Here is a 17,487-nt window from a genome sequence, read left to right on the forward strand (position 1 = left end):
TGGGACGCGGTGAGGGGGGTACTTGGTGCCCCGTGCACTTCACGACGGCTTGGGGCGTCTACGCCCCCCAGGACGACACCGCCCTGCTGGAGCGGGCCCTGTCCGACGAGCCGCTGCCGCCCGGCGCGGCCGTCCTCGACGTGGGCACCGGTTCGGGCGCCCTCGCGCTGGCCGCCGCGCGGCGCGGCGCCCGGGTGACGGCGGTGGACCTGTCGTGGCGCGCGGTGTGCGTGACGCGGCTCAACGCGGTCCGGTCCGGTCACCGGGTACGGGTCCGTCACGGCAACCTCTTCACCCCGGTGCGGGGCGAGCGCTTCGACCTCGTCCTCACCAACCCGCCCTACGTCCCCGCCCCGGACGGCTCCCGGCCGCCGCGCGGCGCCGCGCGGGCCTGGGACGCCGGGCACGACGGCCGGCTGGTCCTGGACCGGATCTGCCGGCAGGCGCCGGTGCTGCTGCGCCCCGGAGGCGTGCTGCTGCTCGTGCAGTCGGGGCTGAGCGATCCGGGGCGGACCGTGGACCACCTGCGCGAGGCGGGGCTGAAGTCGGCGGTGACCCGGCGGCGGCGCATCGCGTTCGGGCCCGTGCTGGACGGCCGGGCGCACTGGCTGCGGCAGCGGGGTCTGCTGTCCCCTTCCGAGACCGAGGAAGAGCTGGTGGTGGTCCGTGCCGAACTCCCCGTCTGACGGCGCCCCGCGCCGCATCACCGTCCGGCGCCGTGGCCCGCTGCTGGTGGAGGGCCCGGTGGAGATCGAGTTGGAGGACGGGACGACCGTGTCCTCCGACCGGTTCCGGGTCGCCCTGTGCACCTGCCGGCGCAGCCGCCGCTTCCCGTGGTGCGACACCAGTCACCGCGCCCGTGCCGAGGGCGGACCGGGCCCCCGGGAGCCCGGAGACTGAGCCGACCGGGGCCCGGCGGGGTTCCGGGGGCGGCGGACGGCCCCACTCCGTCCGCCGCCCCCGGTGCGGGACCCACGGCCTCGCGCCGCGGCGCTCGCCCTCCCCAGCGGCGAGCGGCCGTCGTGCGGCGCGGTGGCGGCGGTCCCGGTCTGTGGCGGGGCGCTGCCGCGCGCCCCGGCGGGTGGCGCTAGAAGGCGAGGACGCCCGCGCCGCGGGCGTCCTTGACGCAGTCGTTGGGGAAGGTCCGCTCCACGGAGACGCGGCGGCCCTCCCAGACCCCGTCGAGGGTGACGACGAGGGGCGCGTACTCCTGGGTGCAGAAGGCGCCGCCGTCCCCGAGGGCGTCGACGTCGCCGCCCGCGCCCCGCAGTTCGGCGCAGGCGCGGGCGGCGTCGGGATGGGTTCCGGAGGTCCTCGGGGCGCAGACGAGGGTGACCGCGCGGACCGGGACGGTGGTGGCAGCGCTCTCTCCGTGCCCGACGGTCAGCACGAGGGCCGAGGGGGCGTGGAGCGACGCGGGGGCGGTGTCCGGGGAGGCGGGTGCCGCTCCGGCGAGGGGCCCGCAGACGGCGGTGGCCGTCAGGCCCAGAGTCGCTGCCCAGCGCGCGGTGTTCCGCATGGTGTGCTTCCTTCCGCTCGTGACGGGGGTGCCGGCCCGGCCCGGTCGGGTGCCGGGCCGGCGAGCGCGAGTCTGCCGAGTCCGCCGCCGGAACTCATCCCGGCCCCATGGGTTTCGGTAACCTTGTGTATTGAATCAGTGGCGTGAAGTCACCAATGCGGGGCGTCCCGGGGCCGCAACGGCGGGGTTCTTGATCACGAGGGGCGGCCGGATGGCGCGATCGGCGCGTTCACCGATCGGCCGGAAACACCCCGCGTGGACCGGGCGTCGCGGGGCGGCGGACGGCGGCGGGCCACCGGGGCACACCGGTGCGGGGCCCCGGACCCGACGGCGTGACGGAGCGGCCCGCCTGGAGGGCCCCCGGGGCGGAGGGTCAGGCGACCGGGAGCCCGGCGGCCCGGCCGGCCGGGAGGACGTGTTCGGAGAAGGACAGCGGCCCCTCCCCCGCCGGCGCGGGCTCGATCCGCCAGAGCTGTCCGTCGCCGCCGTCGCGGACGCCGACGACCACGTCGGCCTCGGTGGTGGGCGCGCTCGCGGCGAGGGCCAGTCCGCTCCGCCGGCGCGGTACGAACTCACCCTGGGCGGAGACGTCGTAGCGCACGTCGTCACCGCGTTCGCCGCCCGGCTCGACGCAGGCGCCGAGGATGACGACCCCGGCGTCGGCCTGGGAGTCCAGGCACAGTCCGGGGTCGGCGACGCTGCGCAGCAGCCCGTCCTCCTCGTACGTCCACTGCTGCGTCCACGCCTCGGAGCAGGGGGCCAGCCGGGCGCCCGCACCGGCCTCGGGTTCGCCCCGCAGGTCGAGGCAGAGGCCGGCGGCGACGTTGCGCAGGCGGCTGCGGTCGGCCGCGGCGGGCAGCCTGGCGGCGCCGGGCGGCCTGGGCCGGCTCGTCGCCGAGGTGGTGCCGCCGCCGGCGGCGCTGGTGGAGGCGGCCGGGTCGGCGGCACCGCCGTCGTACGACCAGACGGTGACGACGAGGACGACGGCCAGCACCCCGGCCGAGGCGGCGCCCAGCCCGCGCAGCGCCGACCGCGGGGAGCGGCCCGCCGTGGCGCGGGGCAGCGGCAGGGGGAAGCGGGCGAGCAGCCCGGAGCGGCGGGCCCGGGAGCGTCCGCGGCTCCCGGCGCCGGCCTGGCCGGCGCGGCCGGGGCGGGAGTCGAGGTAGCGGCGGGCGCCCCAGCCGAGGACGGACTCGGCGATCAGCGTGCCCAGCCGGTTCTCGAAGTGGCCGAGCTGGTCGGCGGCGTGGCGGCAGTGGCGGCAGTCGGCGAGGTGCTCGCGCACCTCGGGCAGCAGGGTGCCGCCGCGGCGGATGGGGACGTCGAGGAGACGGTTGTGGTAGCGGCAGTCCCGGGTGGGCGCGTGCTGCAGGTGGGCCTGGACACACGCCTCGCGGAACTTCTCCCGCGCCTGTTCCAGAGTGGCCGCCGCCGTGTCGGCGTCCATGCCGAGCGACCGGGCCGGGACGTCGAGGGGTTCGCCCTCGACCTCGGTGTGCCAGAGCAGGGCGCGGGCGGTGCCGGGCAGGGCGGCGAAGGCGCGGCCGGCGAGCGCGCGGTCGTCCGGCGTGAGGGTGGCGGCCGCGCGCATCCCGCGTCCCCCCGCGGGCTTGAGCACCTGGGGCAGGACGGCGGTGGTCCGGTCGTCGGCGGCCCACTGGCGGACCGTGTCACGCACCGTCACCAGCAGCCGGGGGCGCAGCGCGATGGCCGGCTCGCCGCGGGCGAGGGAGTCCAGGACGCGGTGCCAGGCGGCGGCGGTGACCATGGCGGTGACGCGTCCGGAGCCGGCGAGGCACACGGCGGCGTAGTCGTGGGCCGGCTGCCAGTGCCGCGCCATCAGCAGCGCGGCGGCACGGGCGGCCTCGCTCTCCGGACCGTCCCGGAGCAGGGCGGCCAGGAACTCGTCGGATTCGCCGGGGAGCACGCCCGGGGGCGGTCCGGCGGGACGAGGGGGCTGGGGGGTGGGCACTGAGCGGGTTCCTTCCCACGCGCGGGGGCACGGAGAGTCCGGTGCGCCACACGGGCGTCCGGAGCGGTTTCACGTTCTGGGCGTGGTGAGGGGAGGGGGCGGGCGCCGCGGCGGCACCGGACCCGGTCCGTGGGGGCCCGTGCGAGACCCGTTCTTCATCCCCCCGCACGAGAGCTTCACTCTCGCACAAACCACTCCTGGTCAACAAGGCGACCAGAAGGCCCGGTCCGGGCTTTGAATGAGGGTCAGGACCCGTGTCCGGACAAGGGCGCCGATGTGCTGCCGCGCCGGGCGGGCCGGTCCGCCCGGCCCGTTCGCGCGGGCGTCCCGCCGGAATCCGGCCGTGCTCCGCGGGCGCGGCCGGGAGGCGGCCGGCGCGGGGTCAGATCTGCCAGGAGCGCAGCCGGTCGGCCGCCGCGTACACGTCGGCGTCGGCCGCCATCAGATCGCGTGCGAGGTCGACCAGGGCGCCGTAGGGCGGGTCGATGCCGGCGCCGCTGGCGAACATGTAGGCGACGGCCGTGGCGCAGGCGAAGCGCGCGTTGGCCGCGGGCAGCGGGCGCAGCAGCGCGAGGGTGTGCAGCAGGGCGGCGGCCCGCCAGGCGGGGTCGGAGTCGACGCCGAGCCGGGGCGGGTCGACGCGGTGCCGGGCGACGGCGGCGACCAGCGCCGAGAAGTCGTTGATCGCCGGCTGCTCCGGCAGCACTTCCTCGTGCCGCTGGAGCAGCCAGGGGACGTCGATGTGGAGGGCGGGGGGCGGCATGGGTCAGGCGGCCCGTCCCTCGCCCCGGGCGGGGGGCGGTTCGTCGTCGGGGAAGGCGGCGGCGAACTCCTCGGCGTGCGCGGAGAAGAACCGGCGGAACTCCTCCGCGCCCTCCTGGAGCGCCCGGTGCCGGGCTATGTCGGCGGCGGCGGCCTCGCGCACCAGGGCCTTCATGGACGTTCCCCGCTCCTTGGCGATCTGCCGCAGGTCTTCGAGTTCGCGGTCGCTGAACTCCACGTTCAGAGCTGGCATGCCCCCACGGTACCGCCTGGGTACTGGACCGTAAATACGCGCAGGTCACAGCCTTGGCGCGACGGTACCGCGAGGGGTGTGCGGGCCGCTCCGGTCAGCCCTGGTCCGCCACGTAGGAGGCCAGGCGGACCAGGGCCGCGTTCCAGTTGACGGTGTGTTCGTTGGTCGCCCAGGACTCGATGTCGTCGACGTAGCAGAACTGGCCGACGCAGCCTTGCAGGAGGCGCTGCGCCACGGGGTCCTGGATGCCCGAGTTGGGCCCGCCGGCCAGGGTGCCGTTCGGCGGGGCGGGCAGGGACGGGTCGAGCTGACGGGCGTACCAGCGGCTGTGCTGGTGGTGGGCGTTCACCTCTCCGTAGCCGGTGACGTAGGAGATGTTCAGCGCGTTGCGGCCGAGGAGGTAGTCCATGGTCTGGAGGGCGCCGTCGCGGTAGGCGGCCTTGCCGGTGAGGTCGTGGGCGGTGGCGAGGACCACGCCGTTGTTGAGGACCTGGGCGCTGGAGCCCCAGTCGTAGACGTTGCCGTCGGGGGCGTAGGGCAGGCCGTAGGGGTGGGCCTTCAGGGTGGCGAGGTAGCGGTCGGCGCCCTGGACGACGGAGCGGCGCACGGCGTCGCGGCCGGGCAGGGAGTTGGGCACGGTGGCGAGGTCCAGGCGTCCGGCGGCGGCGGTGCGGGCCCAGTCGAAGCCGAGCGGGCCGAAGATGTCCGCCGTGTGCACGGGGGAGTTCAGCAGGTGGGTCTCGAAGGACTTCTCGCCGGTGGTCAGGTACAGCTCGGCCGCGGCCCAGTAGAACTCGTCCTCGACCCGGTCGTCGGGGTAGGCGCCGCCGCCGACGCCGTCGTTCTCGTCGGCGAGCAGGTCCGGGTGGGCGAGCGCGGCCGACCAGGCGGTGCGGGCCGCGGCGAGGGCCCTGGCGGCGAAGGCGCGGTCGTAAGGCCGGTAGAGGCGGGCCGCCTGGGCCGCGGTGGCGGCCAGGTTGAGGGTGGCGGCGGTGGTCGGCGGGTGGAGCCGCCGGGGCTGCGGGTCGGCGCTGGGCAGCAGCGGCAGTCCGGTCCACTGCTCGTCGTGGATCTTGTGGTGGGCCATGCCGGCCAGCGGCTGTCCGGCGGGGACCTGCATCTTCAGCAGGAACTCCAGCTCCCAGCGGGCCTCGTCGAGGAGGTCCGGGACCTTGTTGCCGCTCTCGGGGATGGCGAGGGTGTTGTCGCCGAGCCCGGCCGGACGGCCGGTGGGGGCGTGCAGCGCGCGCTCGTAGGTGCTCAGCAGCTCCCAGGTGGAGATGCCGCCGTTGACGACGTACTTGCCGTGGTCGCCGGCGTCGTACCAGCCGCCGGAGACGTCGAGGGCGTAGTCGCACTCGCCGGGCCGGCAGGGCACCTCGGTGTCGCCCTGGTTGGGGGCGACGCCCACGTGGCCGGCGGGGCGCCCGTAGCCGGGCCGCAGGTCGTCGCGGACGGGGGTGCCGCTGCGCTGCGTGTAGTAGTACTTCGCCGCGTCGAGGCGCAGCCGCTCGTAGGCGGCGGTGCCGATGTCGAAGGGGTGGCTGGTCTCCCCGTCGGCGACCAGGGTGTAGCCCTCGCCGCGGCGGGTGACGGAGCCGAAGTCGACGGAGTGCACGTTCTGCCCCGAGGAGGCGTCGGTGCCGCGCGGCACGCTGCGGCCCTCGGCGACCGACCGGCCCCGGGCGTCCAGCAGCCGCCAGCGCAGCGGGGCGGTGGCGTCGGTGACGAGGGTGGCGTTCTTCGGTCCGGCGGGCAGGTAGCCGACCTGGTTGACGCGGACCCGGGGGCCGGTGTCGGGCACGTACGGCTCGGGGGCCACGCCGCCCAGCAGGGAGACGTCGTCGAGGCAGAACCGCCAGGGCTCGGCGCTGCCGCCGAGCTGGAAGGCGACCTGGCCCCGGGTGGTGTCCGCGGGCGCGGTGAAGGTGTACGCGTAGGTGTCGCCGGAGACGCTGAGCTGCGGGCTGACCTCGTGGTAGGTGTCGTACGGCTCGACGGCCAGGCCGACCACCGCGCGCACCGCGTGGCCGGCGGGGGTGCCGTCGGCGGTGAAGGAGAGGCGGTAGGACTGCCCCGCGACGAGGGTGAGGTCGTTCTGGCCGACGGCCGCGTCCCAGCGCTGCCCGGTGCCGCCGGGGACGTCGGCGCAGAGCCGGCCGCCGTCCGGTCCCGCGGTGACGTTGGGCGTGGACCACCAGGGGTCGGTGCCGCCGTCGAAGGTGCCGTTCCTGATCTGTTCGGTCTCGTCGGCGCCGGCCGGGGCGGCGGGCAGTGCGGTGACGGCCGCGGCCAGCAGGGCCGTCAGGCAGACGAGCGTGGTTCTGCGTCGTTTCACGTCCGGGCTCCTCGGGGGAGATGCGGGTGGCGCTCCGGGAACTCCGCGAGTCGATGGGAGCGCTCCCAAAGACAGGAAGGCCCATGTTTGTAGCAGACATGACATGACGTCAACGGTGCGGACCGGACGTGTCACCCTCCCGGGGCGGCCGGTTCCCGCCCCCTCGGGTGCCCGGTGGGCGGCCTCCGCGCCTTGTCACGGGCGCCGCCCGGGTCCGCCCGGGGGCCCGGAACCGCCGCGGCCCGCCGCGGGATCCGGGAGAAAGGCCCTACGCTGGAAACCCGAGTGACGCGCCTGTTCACTGTGAGTGTGCGCAATGGAGTGGCGAGGATGAGCCCGGTCAACCCGTTCGACGACGCCACCGCGGCGCGGGCCGTCGTCGACGCCTCCGGCACCCTGCGCGAGTGGAACGAGGGCGCCCGGCTGCTGCTGGGCCACACCGCCGCCGAGGTCGTCGGCGGCCCCGCCGCGGCCCTGCTGGCCGGCGGTCCCGCCGCCGCTCCCCCGCCGCCCGGCGAGGACCGCTGGAACGGCACGCTGGAGCTGCGCCACCGCGACGGGCACCGGGTCCCGGTGTGGCTGCTGGCCCACCGCAGACCTCCCGACCAGGGCGACCCGGGCGACTGGCTCGTCGTCTCCCCCCTGGACCAGGGCCCCGAACGGCCCGACGACCCCCTCGTGCGGGCCGCGCTGACGCAGTCGCCCTGCGCCACCATGATCTTCGACGAGTCGCTCAGGCTGCGCGGCATCAACGACGCGATGGCCCGGCTGACCGAGCTGCCGCCCGACCGCCTGCGCGGGCTGCGCCCCACCGACATCGGCGGACCGCCGCAGAACGCCGAGCTGGAGGAGCGGATGCGGGAGGTCCTCGCCTCCGGGCGCCCGGCCGACCTGCAGACCTCCTACCAGGCGCCCGGCGAGACCCGCGCCCACGCCTGGCAGGCCCGCGTCTCCCCGCTCACCGACTCCGCCGGCCGGGTGCGCGGGGTCTGCGTGAGCGCCCACGACGTCACCGAGCAGCACCTCGCCCGAGAACGGCTGCAACTGGTCAACCAGGCCAGCGTGCGCATCGGCAGCACCCTCGACGTCACCCGCACGGCCCAGGAGCTGGCCGACGTGTGCGTGCCCACGCTCGCCGACTTCGTCAGCGTCGACCTCCTCGACGCCCAGGAGCACGGCGGCGAACCGGCCCGGCTGCCCGGACCACCGGTCCCGCTGCGCCGCGCCGCCCACCGGTCCATCACCCCGGGGTGCCCCGAGGCGGTGGCGCTGCCGGGCCGCCTGGACCACTACCCGGCCGGCTCCCCGCAGGCCGAGTCGCTGCTCACCGGCCGCACCGTCGTCTCCGCGGTGCCCTCCGGCGACCTCGACCGGTGGCGGGCCTGGGACCCGGTCCGCGTCTCGCGCATCGAGGAGTACGGCATCCACTCGACGATGTCCGTACCGCTCCAGGCCCGCGGCACCACCCTCGGCATCGCCGTCTTCGCCCGCTACCGCCACCCCTGCGCCTTCACCCACGACGACGCCCTGCTGGCGGAGGAGGTCACCGCCCGCGCCGCCGTCTGCATCGACAACGCCCGCCGCTACTCCCGCGAGCGGGAGACCACGCTGACGCTCCAGCGCAGCCTGCTCCCCCGGACGCTCCCGGCCAGCCCCGCCGTCGAGACCGCCTCCCGCTACCTGCCGGCGGCCCGCTCCGGGGTCGGCGGCGACTGGTTCGACGTCATCCCGCTCTCCGGGATGCGGGTCGCCATGGTCGTCGGGGACGTCGTCGGCCACGGCATCCAGGCGTCCGCGACCATGGGCCGGCTGCGCACCGCCGTGCGCACCCTGGCCGACATCGACCTCACCCCGGACGAGTTGCTCACCCACCTCGACGACCTGGTGGTCCGGCTCTCCGAGGAGAGCGGCGAGGACGGCGCGGGCGAGACCGGTGCCACCTGCCTGTACGCGGTCTACGACCCGGTGTCGCGGCGCTGCGCGCTGGCGCGGGCCGGGCATCCGCCGCCGGTGCTGGTGCCCCCGGACGGCCCGCCCGAGCTGGTCGAGATGGCCTCCGGTCCCCCGCTGGGCGTGGACGGGCTGCCGTACGAGTCGGCCGAGCTGGAGCTGCGCGAGGGCAGCGTGCTCGCCCTCTACACCGACGGCCTGACCGGCGGCGGCGAGAGCGGCCGGGGCGACCCGCCCGCCGACGGGACCGGCGCGGCGGACGGCTGGCGGCGGCTGGGCGAGGCGCTGGCGCGGCCCGACGGCTCGCTGGAGGCCGCCTGCGACCGGGTGCTGCACACGCTGCTGCCGCCGGGCGGCATCGAGGACGACGTGGCCCTGCTGCTGGCCCGCACCCGCGGGCTGACCGCCGGCCAGGTGGCGACCTGGGACATTCCGGCCGACCCGGCGCTGGTCGCGCCCATCCGCAAGCAGGTCGTCGAGCAGCTCGCCGCCTGGACGCTGGTGGAGACGTCGTTCACGGCCGAGCTGGTGGTGAGCGAGCTGGTCACCAACGCCATCCGCTACGGCTCCCCGCCGATCCGGCTGCGGCTGATCCACGACGCGGCCACGCTGATCTGCGAGGTCTCCGACGCCAGCCACACCGCCCCGCACCTGCGCCGGGCCCGGACCTGGGACGAGGGCGGGCGGGGCCTGCTGCTGGTCGCCCAGCTCACCCAGCGCTGGGGCAGCCGGCACACCCCGGAGGGCAAGACCATCTGGGCGGAGCTGGATCTGGGCGGCGAGACCTGACCGCGGTTTCCCCGGCCGTGTGACGGGACACCCGGAGGGGACGGGCGTACGCCCCGCGCACAGGTGCCCGGACGCACGGGTTCCCGGGACCCACCGGCGCCGGGGACCGTACGCGACCCACCCACGGGAGTGTGGAGGAGCCATGGCGAAGACGACCCCGCCCGTCCGCCGGACGGCCCTGATCGCGAGCGCCGTCGCCGTACTGGGCGCGCTGACCGCCTGCGGTGCGGGCGGCGGCACGGCGAGCGTGACCCCGTCCGGCACGGCCGAGCGCCCGCCCGGCGCCGGCGGCACCGCGGGCCGTACCGGCGCCTCGCCGGGCGGGAGCGCCACGCCGGACGGGAGCGCCACGCCGGACGGCGCGCCGGCGACCGCCGCGGTGCCCGGCGACACCGCGGGGTCCGCCTCCGCCTCGGGGCGGGCCGGCGACCGCTGTCACACGGCGCAGTTGCGGGCCTCGGTCGGCCGCGACGACCCGGGCGCGGGGCAGCGCAACTTCCCCGTCGTGCTGACCAACGTCTCGGAGCGGACCTGCACGCTGCGCGGCTACCCGGGCGCCGCCTTCGTGGACGCCGCCGGCAGGCAGCTCGGCCCGGACCCGGTGCGCGCGCCCGCCTCACCGGCGACGCTGACCCTGGCGCCGGGCGCGAGCGGCTGGTCGGGGCTGTCGTTCTCCAGCCCCCGGATCAGCGGTGCCGAGACGGCCGTGCCGGCGTCGCTGCTGGTCACCCCGCCGGACGAGCGGGACTCCCTCACGGTGCGGTGGACGGGCGGCGAGGTCCCGGTGGGCGGCGACGCGTCGACGGTGCGGCTCGGCACGCTGGAGGCGGGCACCGGGCCCTGACGCCCGGTCACCGGCCGGTCACCACCGGGGTCCGGTCCCCGGCGCCCGCGGGCCCCCGGGCGGTGTGTGCCGTCCCGGGGGCCGCCGGCTTCAGTGACCGGCGACGGGGTGCGGGCGGTAGGGCCGCTCCAGCTCCTCGATCTCCTCGGCGTCCAGGGCGAGGCCGACCGCGGCCACCGCGTCCTCCAGGTGACCCGGCCGGGAGGCGCCGACGATCGGCGCCGTCACCCCGTCCCGGTGCAGGAGCCAGGCCAGGGCCACCTGGGCGCGCGGCACCCCGCGGCGGGCGGCGACGCGGCCGACGGTCTCGACGACGGCGCGGTCGCCCTCCTGGTAGAGCGTCCCGCCGAAGGCGTCGGCGGCGCTGCGCGCGGTGGCGGTGTCCCAGTCCCGGGTGAGGCGTCCGCGCGCCAGCGGGCTCCAGGGCAGGACGCCGACGCCCTGGTCCGCGCAGAGCGGCAGCATCTCGCGCTCCTCCTCGCGGTAGATCAGGTTGTAGTGGTTCTGCATCGACACGAAGCGGGTCCAGCCGTGCCGCTCGGCGGTGTACTGGGCCTTGGAGAACTGCCAGGCGTACATCGAACTGGCCCCGATGTAGCGGGCCTTGCCCGCCTTCACCACGTCGTGCAGGGCCTCCATGGTCTCCTCGACGGGCGTGTGCGGGTCGTAGCGGTGGATCTGGTAGAGGTCGACGTGGTCGGTGCCCAGCCGGCGGAGACTGTGGTCGATCTCGGTCATGATCGCCTTGCGGGAGAGCCCCGCGCCGTTGGGTCCGGGGCGCATCCGGCCGTGCACCTTGGTGGCGAGCACGACCTCGTCGCGGCGGGCGAAGTCGCGCAGTGCCCGGCCGACGATCTCCTCGCTGGTGCCGTCGGAGTAGACGTTGGCGGTGTCGAAGAAGGTGACGCCCGCCTCCAGCGCCTGCCGGATCAGCGGGCGCGAGGCGTCCTCGTCGAGGGTCCACTCGTGCGTGCCGCGGCCGGGGACGCCGTAGGTCATGCAGCCCAGACAGATGCGCGAGACGTCCAGGCCCGTCGAACCGAGCTTCACATACTCCACGTTGCTGCTCCTGCCCTCGGGATCACTTGCAGGGAGGGTATGCCGAGGCCCCGCGCGGGGCCGGAGCAGCCCCGTGGCGGTCAGTCGGCGCGGGGGGTGACGGTGATGGCGCCCACCGGGCAGGCGCGCGCGGCCTCCCGTACGAGGGGGCTGCCGCCGCCGTCCTCGCGGCCGGGCAGCAGGGTGCTGACCCCGTCGTCGTCCTGGGTGAAGACGCCGGGGGCGGTCAGCGCGCACTGTCCCGCGCCGATGCACAGGTCGTGGTCGATACCGATGTCGTGCCGCATGGCCGGCCCCTCCTACCAGGCCACGGGGAGTTCCAGCATCCCCTGGATCGTGTCGCCGGGCTTGAAGGGGATCTCCTCGGCGGGGGCGGCGAGGCGCAGTCCGGGCAGCCGGGCGAAGAGGGTGCGCAGGGCGATCTCCAGTTCGGCGCGGGCCAGGTTCTGGCCGAGGCACTGGTGGATGCCGAAGCCGAAGGCGACGTGGTGGCGGGTGGAGCGGTGCCAGTCGAGGGTGTCCGGCTCGGGGTAGACGCTCTCGTCGCGGTTGATGACGGAGGCGGCGAAGACGACGCCGTCCCCGGCCCGGATGGTCCGGCCCTCGACCTCGATGTCCTCGGTGGCGAGCCGGAGCAGTCCGTCCGCGATGGACAGCACGCGCATCAGTTCCTCGACGGCGCCCGGCATCAGCGAGGGGTCCGCCCGCAGCTCGGCCAGGCGCTGGGGGTGGCGGAGCAGGGTGTAGGTGCCGAGCGAGATCATGTTGGCGGTCGTCTCGTGGCCGGCGATCAGGAGGATGACCGCGAGGGCGACGGTCTGCTCGCGGTCGACGCCCTGGCGGACGAGGTCGTCGAGCAGGCCGGTGCCGGGGTGTTCCCGTTTGCGGTCGACGAGGTCGCCGAGGTAGTCCTCCAGCAGGTCCCGGGCGTCGGCGACGTCGGCGGAGCCGGGGCCGCGCAGCAGCCGGCGCGACTGCTCCTCGAAGAAGTCGTGGTCGGCGTAGGGGACGCCGAGCAGGGCGCAGATCACCATGGAGGGCACCGGCAGCGCGAAGTCGCCGACGAGTTCGGCGGGCGGGCCGCCGGCGATCATCGCGTCGAGCCGGGTGTCGACGATCTCCTGGATGCGCGGGCGCAGGGCGGAGGCGCGTTTGAGGGTGAACTCGGGCAGGACCAGTTTGCGCTGGGCGCGGTGTTCGGGGTCGTCGACGCCGAGCAGGGCGGTGGTGCGGCGGGCCAGCCCGGCCAGGCGTGCGGTGGTGATCGGGAAGCCGTCGCGGGTGCGGTCGGTGGAGAGCCGCCGGTCGGCGAGCAGGCGCCGGGCGGTGCCGTGGCCGCTGACCAGCCAGGCGGGGCTGCCGTCGAAGAGCGTGACGCGGGCCAGCGGCCGGGCCTCGCGCAGCGGCCGGTATCCGGCGGGCGGCTGGTAGGGGCAGGTCCGGTCCTGGGGGAAGGCGACGGGCTGCGCCGTGTCCGTCATGGATGACCTCGCAGACGAAGGGTGCGTCGTGACGCCCGCCATTAGATGCCTTGGGCATCCAACTGGCGACGGGAAGTTCGGCCAGATGCGTTGCGGGAGCGAACTGGCCGGGGATCGCCCCCACCGGCGGGGGGACTCGCCGGCCGTGCGACGCGGGAGCCGGTCGGCGCGGCGGTCGCGTCCCCCGGACGGCGGAGGGCCGGCGTCGCCGGTCCCAGGGGGATGGCCTGATCGGCTCTCCCGCCGGCGGCACCGTCCCGCCGGATCTCGCCGGGGCGCGCGGCCCGCCGCCGCGTGCCGCCGGGGCACCGGGGGTGGGGCGCTTGTGCGCGCCCCCGGCGGTTCCCTGTGCGCGGTGGGGTTCGCGGACGGGACGGGTGCGGTAGGGATGGAGCGGGCGCCGCGGGACGGGGGCGGCGGTGCCGGTCAGCCACAGGAGACGACGACGGGACGGATGCCATGCCTCTTGAGGGCGAGTACGAGCCCAGCCCGACGCAGTGGGTGCGCGAGCAGGTCGAGCTGTACGAGAGTTCCGGCGGGACGAAGGGGACGACGCTGCGGGACACGGGGCTGCCCGTGATCCTGCTGACCACCCGGGGCGCGCGCAGCGGGAAGCTGCGCAAGACGCCGCTGATGCGCGTCGAGCACGGCGGCCGGTACGCGGTGGTCGCCTCCCTCGGCGGGGCGCCGAAGCACCCGGTCTGGTACCACAACGTGAAGGCCGATCCGCACGTGGAGTTGCGGGACGGCCCGGTCACGCAGGACATGACGGCCCGTGAGGTCACCGGCGCGGAGAAGGCCGAGTGGTGGGAGCGGGCGGTCGCGGCCTTCCCCTCGTACGCCGACTACCAGCGCGAGACGGAGCGGGAGATCCCGGTCTTCGTCCTGGAACCGGCCGGGCAGATCTGACCCGCGGCCCAGCGGCCCCGCGAGGCGGCGGGCGGCGGGCGGCGGGTGGCTGCGGACGCGGATTGCCGGGGACGGGCGCACATGGACCGGGGCCGGCCGGGCAGACGTGGGTCAGGCCCCGCCGCGTTCCCCCGTCGCGGCGGGGCCGTCCGCCGTGCCCGCCCGCCGTCGCACCGGCCGCCGCCCGCCGGGCGGCCCCCTCCCCCGAAGACGCGCCCTTCCTCCCGGGACACCCCCGTCCCCGGGACGCCGCGCCTTCGCCTCGCCCGCCTCCCGCCACCGCGTCCGGACGCCCCGGCGGGCGGTCCGCCCGTGCCGGTCGGCGAAAAAGGGGAACGCGTCCACCAGGCACACCACGACAGGGAGGCAGCACCGATGAGCGGCGACGGCGGCACGCCCGGCAACAGCGCGTACGGCAGGAAGAGCTTCAAACGGTCCCGGAGCCATTTCGCCGACCGGATCACGGCGGACGGCCGGGACGGCTGGCCGGTGGAGGCCGGACGCTACCGGCTGGTGGTGAGCCGGGCCTGCCCCTGGGCGAGCCGGGCCCTGGTCTCGCGGCGGCTGCTCGGGCTGGAGGGCGCGCTGTCCCTGGCGGTCGCCGACCCGATCCAGGACGACCGGAGCTGGCGCTTCACCCTGGACCCGGACGGGCGGGACCCGGTTCTCGGCATCCGCTACCTGAGCGAGGCGTACGACCGGCGGGAGACCGGCTACCCGGGCGGGGTGAGCGTGCCCGCCGTGGTGGACGTGCCGAGCGGGCGGCTGGTCACCAACGACTTCCAGCAGATCACGCTCGACCTCGCCACCGAGTGGACCGCGCTGCACCGGCCCGGGGCGCCCGACCTGTACCCGGCGGACCGGCGCGAGGAGATCGACGAGGTGATGGCGGGCGTCTACGAGGACGTCAACAACGGGGTGTACCGGGCGGGCTTCGCCACCGGCCAGGAGGAGTACGAGGCCGCCTGCACGGCCGTCTTCCGGCGCCTGGAGCACCTGGTGCCCCGGCTGGAGCGGCAGCGCTACCTGGTGGGCGACACGATCACCGAGGCGGACATCCGGCTCTTCACCACGCTGGTCCGCTTCGACCCCGTCTACCACGGTCATTTCAAGTGCAACCGGTGGAAGCTGGCGGAGAACCCGGTGCTGTGGGCGTACGTCCGCGACCTGTTCCAGACGCCGGGTTTCGGCGACACCGTCGACTTCGACCACATCAAACGGCACTACTACCAGGTGCACACCGGCATCAACCCGACCGGCATCGTGCCGCTCGGCCCGGACCTGGCCGGCTGGCTGACCCCGCACCACCGCGAGGAGCTGGGCGGCCGTCCGTTCGGGGACGGGACGCCGCCGGGGCCGGTCCCCGCCGGCGAGGAGGTGCCGGCCGCCGGCCGGCCCTGACCCCCGGGACCGCCGGCCGGCCCCGGGCCGCCGTTCCGGGACCGGGCCACCGTTCCGGGACCGGGCCACCGTTCCGGGACCGGGCCACCGCACCACCGGCACTACCGAAGGAGACCGACGTGGGCAAGAAGAAGCAGAAGCTGCCCCTCGCCTACCAGCCCGCCGGCCTGGTACTGGGCTGGCTGGGCGGCGCGCTGGCCGGACTGGCCTTCCAGCGGACCTGGAAGCTGATCCGGCACGAGGACGACGCCCCCGAGCCCCTGGACCCGGACCGGGGCTGGGGTGAGATCCTGCTCGCCGCGGCGGTGCAGGGCGCCATCTTCGCGGTGGTGCGCAGCGCCGTGGACCGCACGGGCGCCAAGGCGATCGCCCGTTCCACGGGCACCTGGCCGGTGAGCGGGAAGAAGTCCGGCAAGGACGGGGGCGCCGGCGAGGGCGCGTGAGCCCGCTCCCGCCGACGCCGCCTCAGCCCTGCTTGGGCGCCGTCGGCGGGGCGCCCCGGCGCAGCGTGAAGGAGTGGCCCGCCGGATCGCAGAAGCCGCGCTCCTCGTACGGGCCGGGCGTGTGGCCGGCCTCGACCGGGCGACCGCCCAGCGCCACCACCCGGCGCTCCGCCGCGTCGAGGTCCGCCGCGACGAAGTCCAGGTGGGCCTGGAGGGAGTTCTCCGGGCGGGGCCAGCTCGGCGGGGTGGCGTTGGCGTCCCGGCGGAAGGCCATGCGGACGCCGTCCGCCGCCCTGATCTCGATCCGGTCGGCGCTCGCCCCGGTCTCCCGCGCGTCCAGCAGGTCCGCGGAGAACGCGGCGAGTCTCTCGGGCTCGGCGCAGTCCAGCACCACCGTGCCCGCGGTCACCAGTGCCATGTCTCCTCCGGTTCTCTGGGGGGCGAAACTCCTCCGTGCCGTTGCCCCGTATCCTGCGGATATCCCCAACAGGCGGAAAAAGTCGGGCCGTTGGGCAAAAGGCCCGTAGCCTAGCGGGCCCGGCGGGAGCACACAGTAACGAAGATCACCACCGGGAGTCGTGTAGATCATTTACGGTGGGGGCAGCCTGCTACCGCTTCTCCGTTCAACTTTCTGACTGCGAAGCCTGGTTCGAGTGTGCGGGCGGCCCCCGGGCCGACCGCTCGCAGGGCGGGGGGACTCTGCGCCAATCGCCTCCCGAAAGGAAACACATGCCTCAGGACGTCCGGTTCGACATGCCCTTCGACACGCCCGTCAGTCCGCACCTGGCGACCGCCCGCGAGCGCCACCTGCGCTGGGTGCGCGAGACAGGGCTGGTACGCAGCCGGGCAGGTTTCGAGGAATACCAATCCTGGGACCTCTCCGAGGCGGCGGCCCGCACCTACCCCCACGCCTCGGCGGACGACATGGTCGTCCTGATGAACTGGTTCTCCCTGGCCTTCCTCTTCGACGACCAGTTCGACGCGAGCCGGCCGGACCGCGCCGACCGCATAGCCGAGGTGGCCCGCGAGCTGATCGCGACCCCGCTGCGCCCCGCGGGCACCGAGCCCCGCGTGGTCTGCCCCATCACCCTGGCCTGGGCCGAGGTCTGGGCGCAGCTCTCGGATGGCATGTCCCTGACCTGGCAGACCCGGTTCGCGGCCTCCTGGGGCCGGTTCCTCGTGGCGCACTGCGAGGAGGTGGACCTGGCCGCCCGGGGGCTGGAGGGCAAGCTCGGCCTCGACGAGTACGCCGTCTTCCGCCGCCGCACGGTCGGCATCCACCACAGCATCGACGCGGGCGAGCGCAGCCGCCGCTTCGAGGTGCCGCCCGCGGTGATGGGCCACCCCCTGATGGAGCGGATGCGGGACCTGGCCGCCGACACCATCGGCTTCATGAACGACATCCACTCCTTCGAACGGGAGCGGCGCCGCGGCGACGGTCACAACCTCATCGCCGTGCTCCACCGGGAGCGGGGGTGTTCCTGGGACGAGGCGGCCGACGAGGCGTACCGGATGACCAGGACGGCCCTGGACGAATACCTCGCCCTGGAGGCCGAGATCCCGCGGATGTGCGACGAACTGGGGCTCGGCGCCGAGGAGCGGGAGCGGGTATGGATGGGCGTGGAGGCCATCCGGCACTGGATCAACGGCAACTACGAATGGGCCCTGACCAGCGGCCGCTACGCGGCGTCGAAGGAGGGCCCGGTGGCCACGGCCGAGCAGGCCGGGCGCGGGTCGGTGGACGACCTGCTGTCGGTGTGAGACGCG

The 17,487-nt window shown here is 75.6% G+C and carries 17 protein-coding genes; 8 read left to right on the forward strand and 9 right to left on the reverse strand.

The features are described from left to right. The first annotated feature begins 32 nt into the window (after positions 1-32). Both VM636_RS01030 and VM636_RS01035 read left to right on the forward strand, forming a co-directional pair. Positions 33-686, forward strand: coding sequence for a HemK2/MTQ2 family protein methyltransferase (locus VM636_RS01030; RefSeq protein ID WP_234340358.1), 654 nt, complete (start codon positions 33-35; stop codon positions 684-686). After that, positions 667-900: a CDGSH iron-sulfur domain-containing protein gene (locus VM636_RS01035; RefSeq protein WP_030420433.1), complete on the forward strand. Its 234-nt coding sequence runs from the start codon at positions 667-669 to the stop codon at positions 898-900. Before VM636_RS01030 ends, VM636_RS01035 begins: the two co-directional genes overlap by 20 nt. Before the next feature lie 187 nt (positions 901-1,087). Here the strand turns inward: VM636_RS01035 and VM636_RS01040 are convergent, their stop codons facing one another. From VM636_RS01040 to VM636_RS01060, 5 genes are all read right to left on the reverse strand, one after another. Beyond that, the gene (locus tag VM636_RS01040) at positions 1,088-1,519 is read right to left on the reverse strand and encodes a subtilase-type protease inhibitor (protein WP_030420432.1); all 432 of its coding nucleotides are present in this window, start codon (positions 1,517-1,519) and stop codon (positions 1,088-1,090) included. A gap of 373 nt (positions 1,520-1,892) precedes the next feature. After that, positions 1,893-3,491 (reverse strand): ricin-type beta-trefoil lectin domain protein, encoded by a 1,599-nt coding sequence (locus VM636_RS01045; protein ID WP_338482945.1) that lies wholly within the window; start codon positions 3,489-3,491, stop codon positions 1,893-1,895. Between the two features lie 382 nt (positions 3,492-3,873). Beyond that, a complete protein-coding gene (locus VM636_RS01050) occupies positions 3,874-4,254 on the reverse strand; it encodes a hypothetical protein (protein WP_030420430.1) in 381 nt (126 codons plus the stop codon). 3 nt (positions 4,255-4,257) lie between these two features. Further along, positions 4,258-4,506 (reverse strand): hypothetical protein, encoded by a 249-nt coding sequence (locus tag VM636_RS01055; protein WP_030420429.1) that lies wholly within the window; start codon positions 4,504-4,506, stop codon positions 4,258-4,260. A 94-nt stretch (positions 4,507-4,600) separates the two neighbouring features. Next, entirely contained in the window at positions 4,601-6,844 is a 2,244-nt protein-coding gene (locus VM636_RS01060; protein WP_338482946.1) for a glycoside hydrolase family 9 protein, read from the reverse strand. Between the two features lie 330 nt (positions 6,845-7,174). Here VM636_RS01060 and VM636_RS01065 point away from each other — a divergent pair, with 330 nt between their 5' ends. Next, positions 7,175-9,583, forward strand: coding sequence for a SpoIIE family protein phosphatase (locus VM636_RS01065; RefSeq protein ID WP_338482947.1), 2,409 nt, complete (start codon positions 7,175-7,177; stop codon positions 9,581-9,583). A gap of 142 nt (positions 9,584-9,725) precedes the next feature. Further along, entirely contained in the window at positions 9,726-10,427 is a 702-nt protein-coding gene (locus tag VM636_RS01070; protein WP_030420426.1) for a DUF4232 domain-containing protein, read from the forward strand. A 90-nt stretch (positions 10,428-10,517) separates the two neighbouring features. On the opposite strand, the gene VM636_RS01075 is transcribed toward VM636_RS01070, so the two are convergent. The 3 genes from VM636_RS01075 to VM636_RS01085 all read right to left on the reverse strand — a co-directional run bounded on the left by VM636_RS01075 (position 10,518) and on the right by VM636_RS01085 (position 12,967). Beyond that, positions 10,518-11,486, reverse strand: a complete 969-nt coding sequence (locus VM636_RS01075; RefSeq protein WP_030420425.1) for an aldo/keto reductase — start codon at positions 11,484-11,486, stop codon at positions 10,518-10,520. A gap of 80 nt (positions 11,487-11,566) precedes the next feature. Next, the gene (locus VM636_RS01080) at positions 11,567-11,773 is read right to left on the reverse strand and encodes a ferredoxin (RefSeq protein WP_030420424.1); all 207 of its coding nucleotides are present in this window, start codon (positions 11,771-11,773) and stop codon (positions 11,567-11,569) included. A 12-nt stretch (positions 11,774-11,785) separates the two neighbouring features. Next, the gene (locus VM636_RS01085; protein WP_338482949.1) at positions 11,786-12,967 is read right to left on the reverse strand and encodes a cytochrome P450; all 1,182 of its coding nucleotides are present in this window, start codon (positions 12,965-12,967) and stop codon (positions 11,786-11,788) included. Positions 12,968-13,426: 459 nt separating this feature from the next. On the opposite strand from VM636_RS01085, the gene VM636_RS01090 reads away from it, so the two are divergent. From VM636_RS01090 to VM636_RS01100, 3 genes are all read left to right on the forward strand, one after another. Then, on the forward strand, positions 13,427-13,876 hold the full coding sequence (locus VM636_RS01090; protein WP_053912758.1) for a nitroreductase family deazaflavin-dependent oxidoreductase: 450 nt from the start codon (positions 13,427-13,429) through the stop codon (positions 13,874-13,876). A 375-nt stretch (positions 13,877-14,251) separates the two neighbouring features. After that, positions 14,252-15,277: a glutathione S-transferase C-terminal domain-containing protein gene (locus VM636_RS01095; protein WP_053912759.1), complete on the forward strand. Its 1,026-nt coding sequence runs from the start codon at positions 14,252-14,254 to the stop codon at positions 15,275-15,277. 119 nt (positions 15,278-15,396) lie between these two features. Then, entirely contained in the window at positions 15,397-15,720 is a 324-nt protein-coding gene (locus tag VM636_RS01100) for a DUF4235 domain-containing protein (protein ID WP_338482951.1), read from the forward strand. Between the two features lie 22 nt (positions 15,721-15,742). Here the strand turns inward: VM636_RS01100 and VM636_RS01105 are convergent, their stop codons facing one another. Further along, positions 15,743-16,138 carry a VOC family protein gene (locus VM636_RS01105; RefSeq protein WP_030420419.1) on the reverse strand — a complete coding sequence of 132 codons (396 nt, stop codon included), beginning with the start codon at positions 16,136-16,138 and terminating at the stop codon, positions 15,743-15,745. Between the two features lie 311 nt (positions 16,139-16,449). On the opposite strand from VM636_RS01105, the gene VM636_RS01110 reads away from it, so the two are divergent. Beyond that, positions 16,450-17,481: a 7-epi-alpha-eudesmol synthase gene (locus tag VM636_RS01110; RefSeq protein WP_030420418.1), complete on the forward strand. Its 1,032-nt coding sequence runs from the start codon at positions 16,450-16,452 to the stop codon at positions 17,479-17,481. Positions 17,482-17,487: the final 6 nt, after the last annotated feature.

This window comes from Streptomyces sp. SCSIO 75703, from assembly GCF_036607905.1.
Classification (GTDB): domain Bacteria; phylum Actinomycetota; class Actinomycetes; order Streptomycetales; family Streptomycetaceae; genus Streptomyces.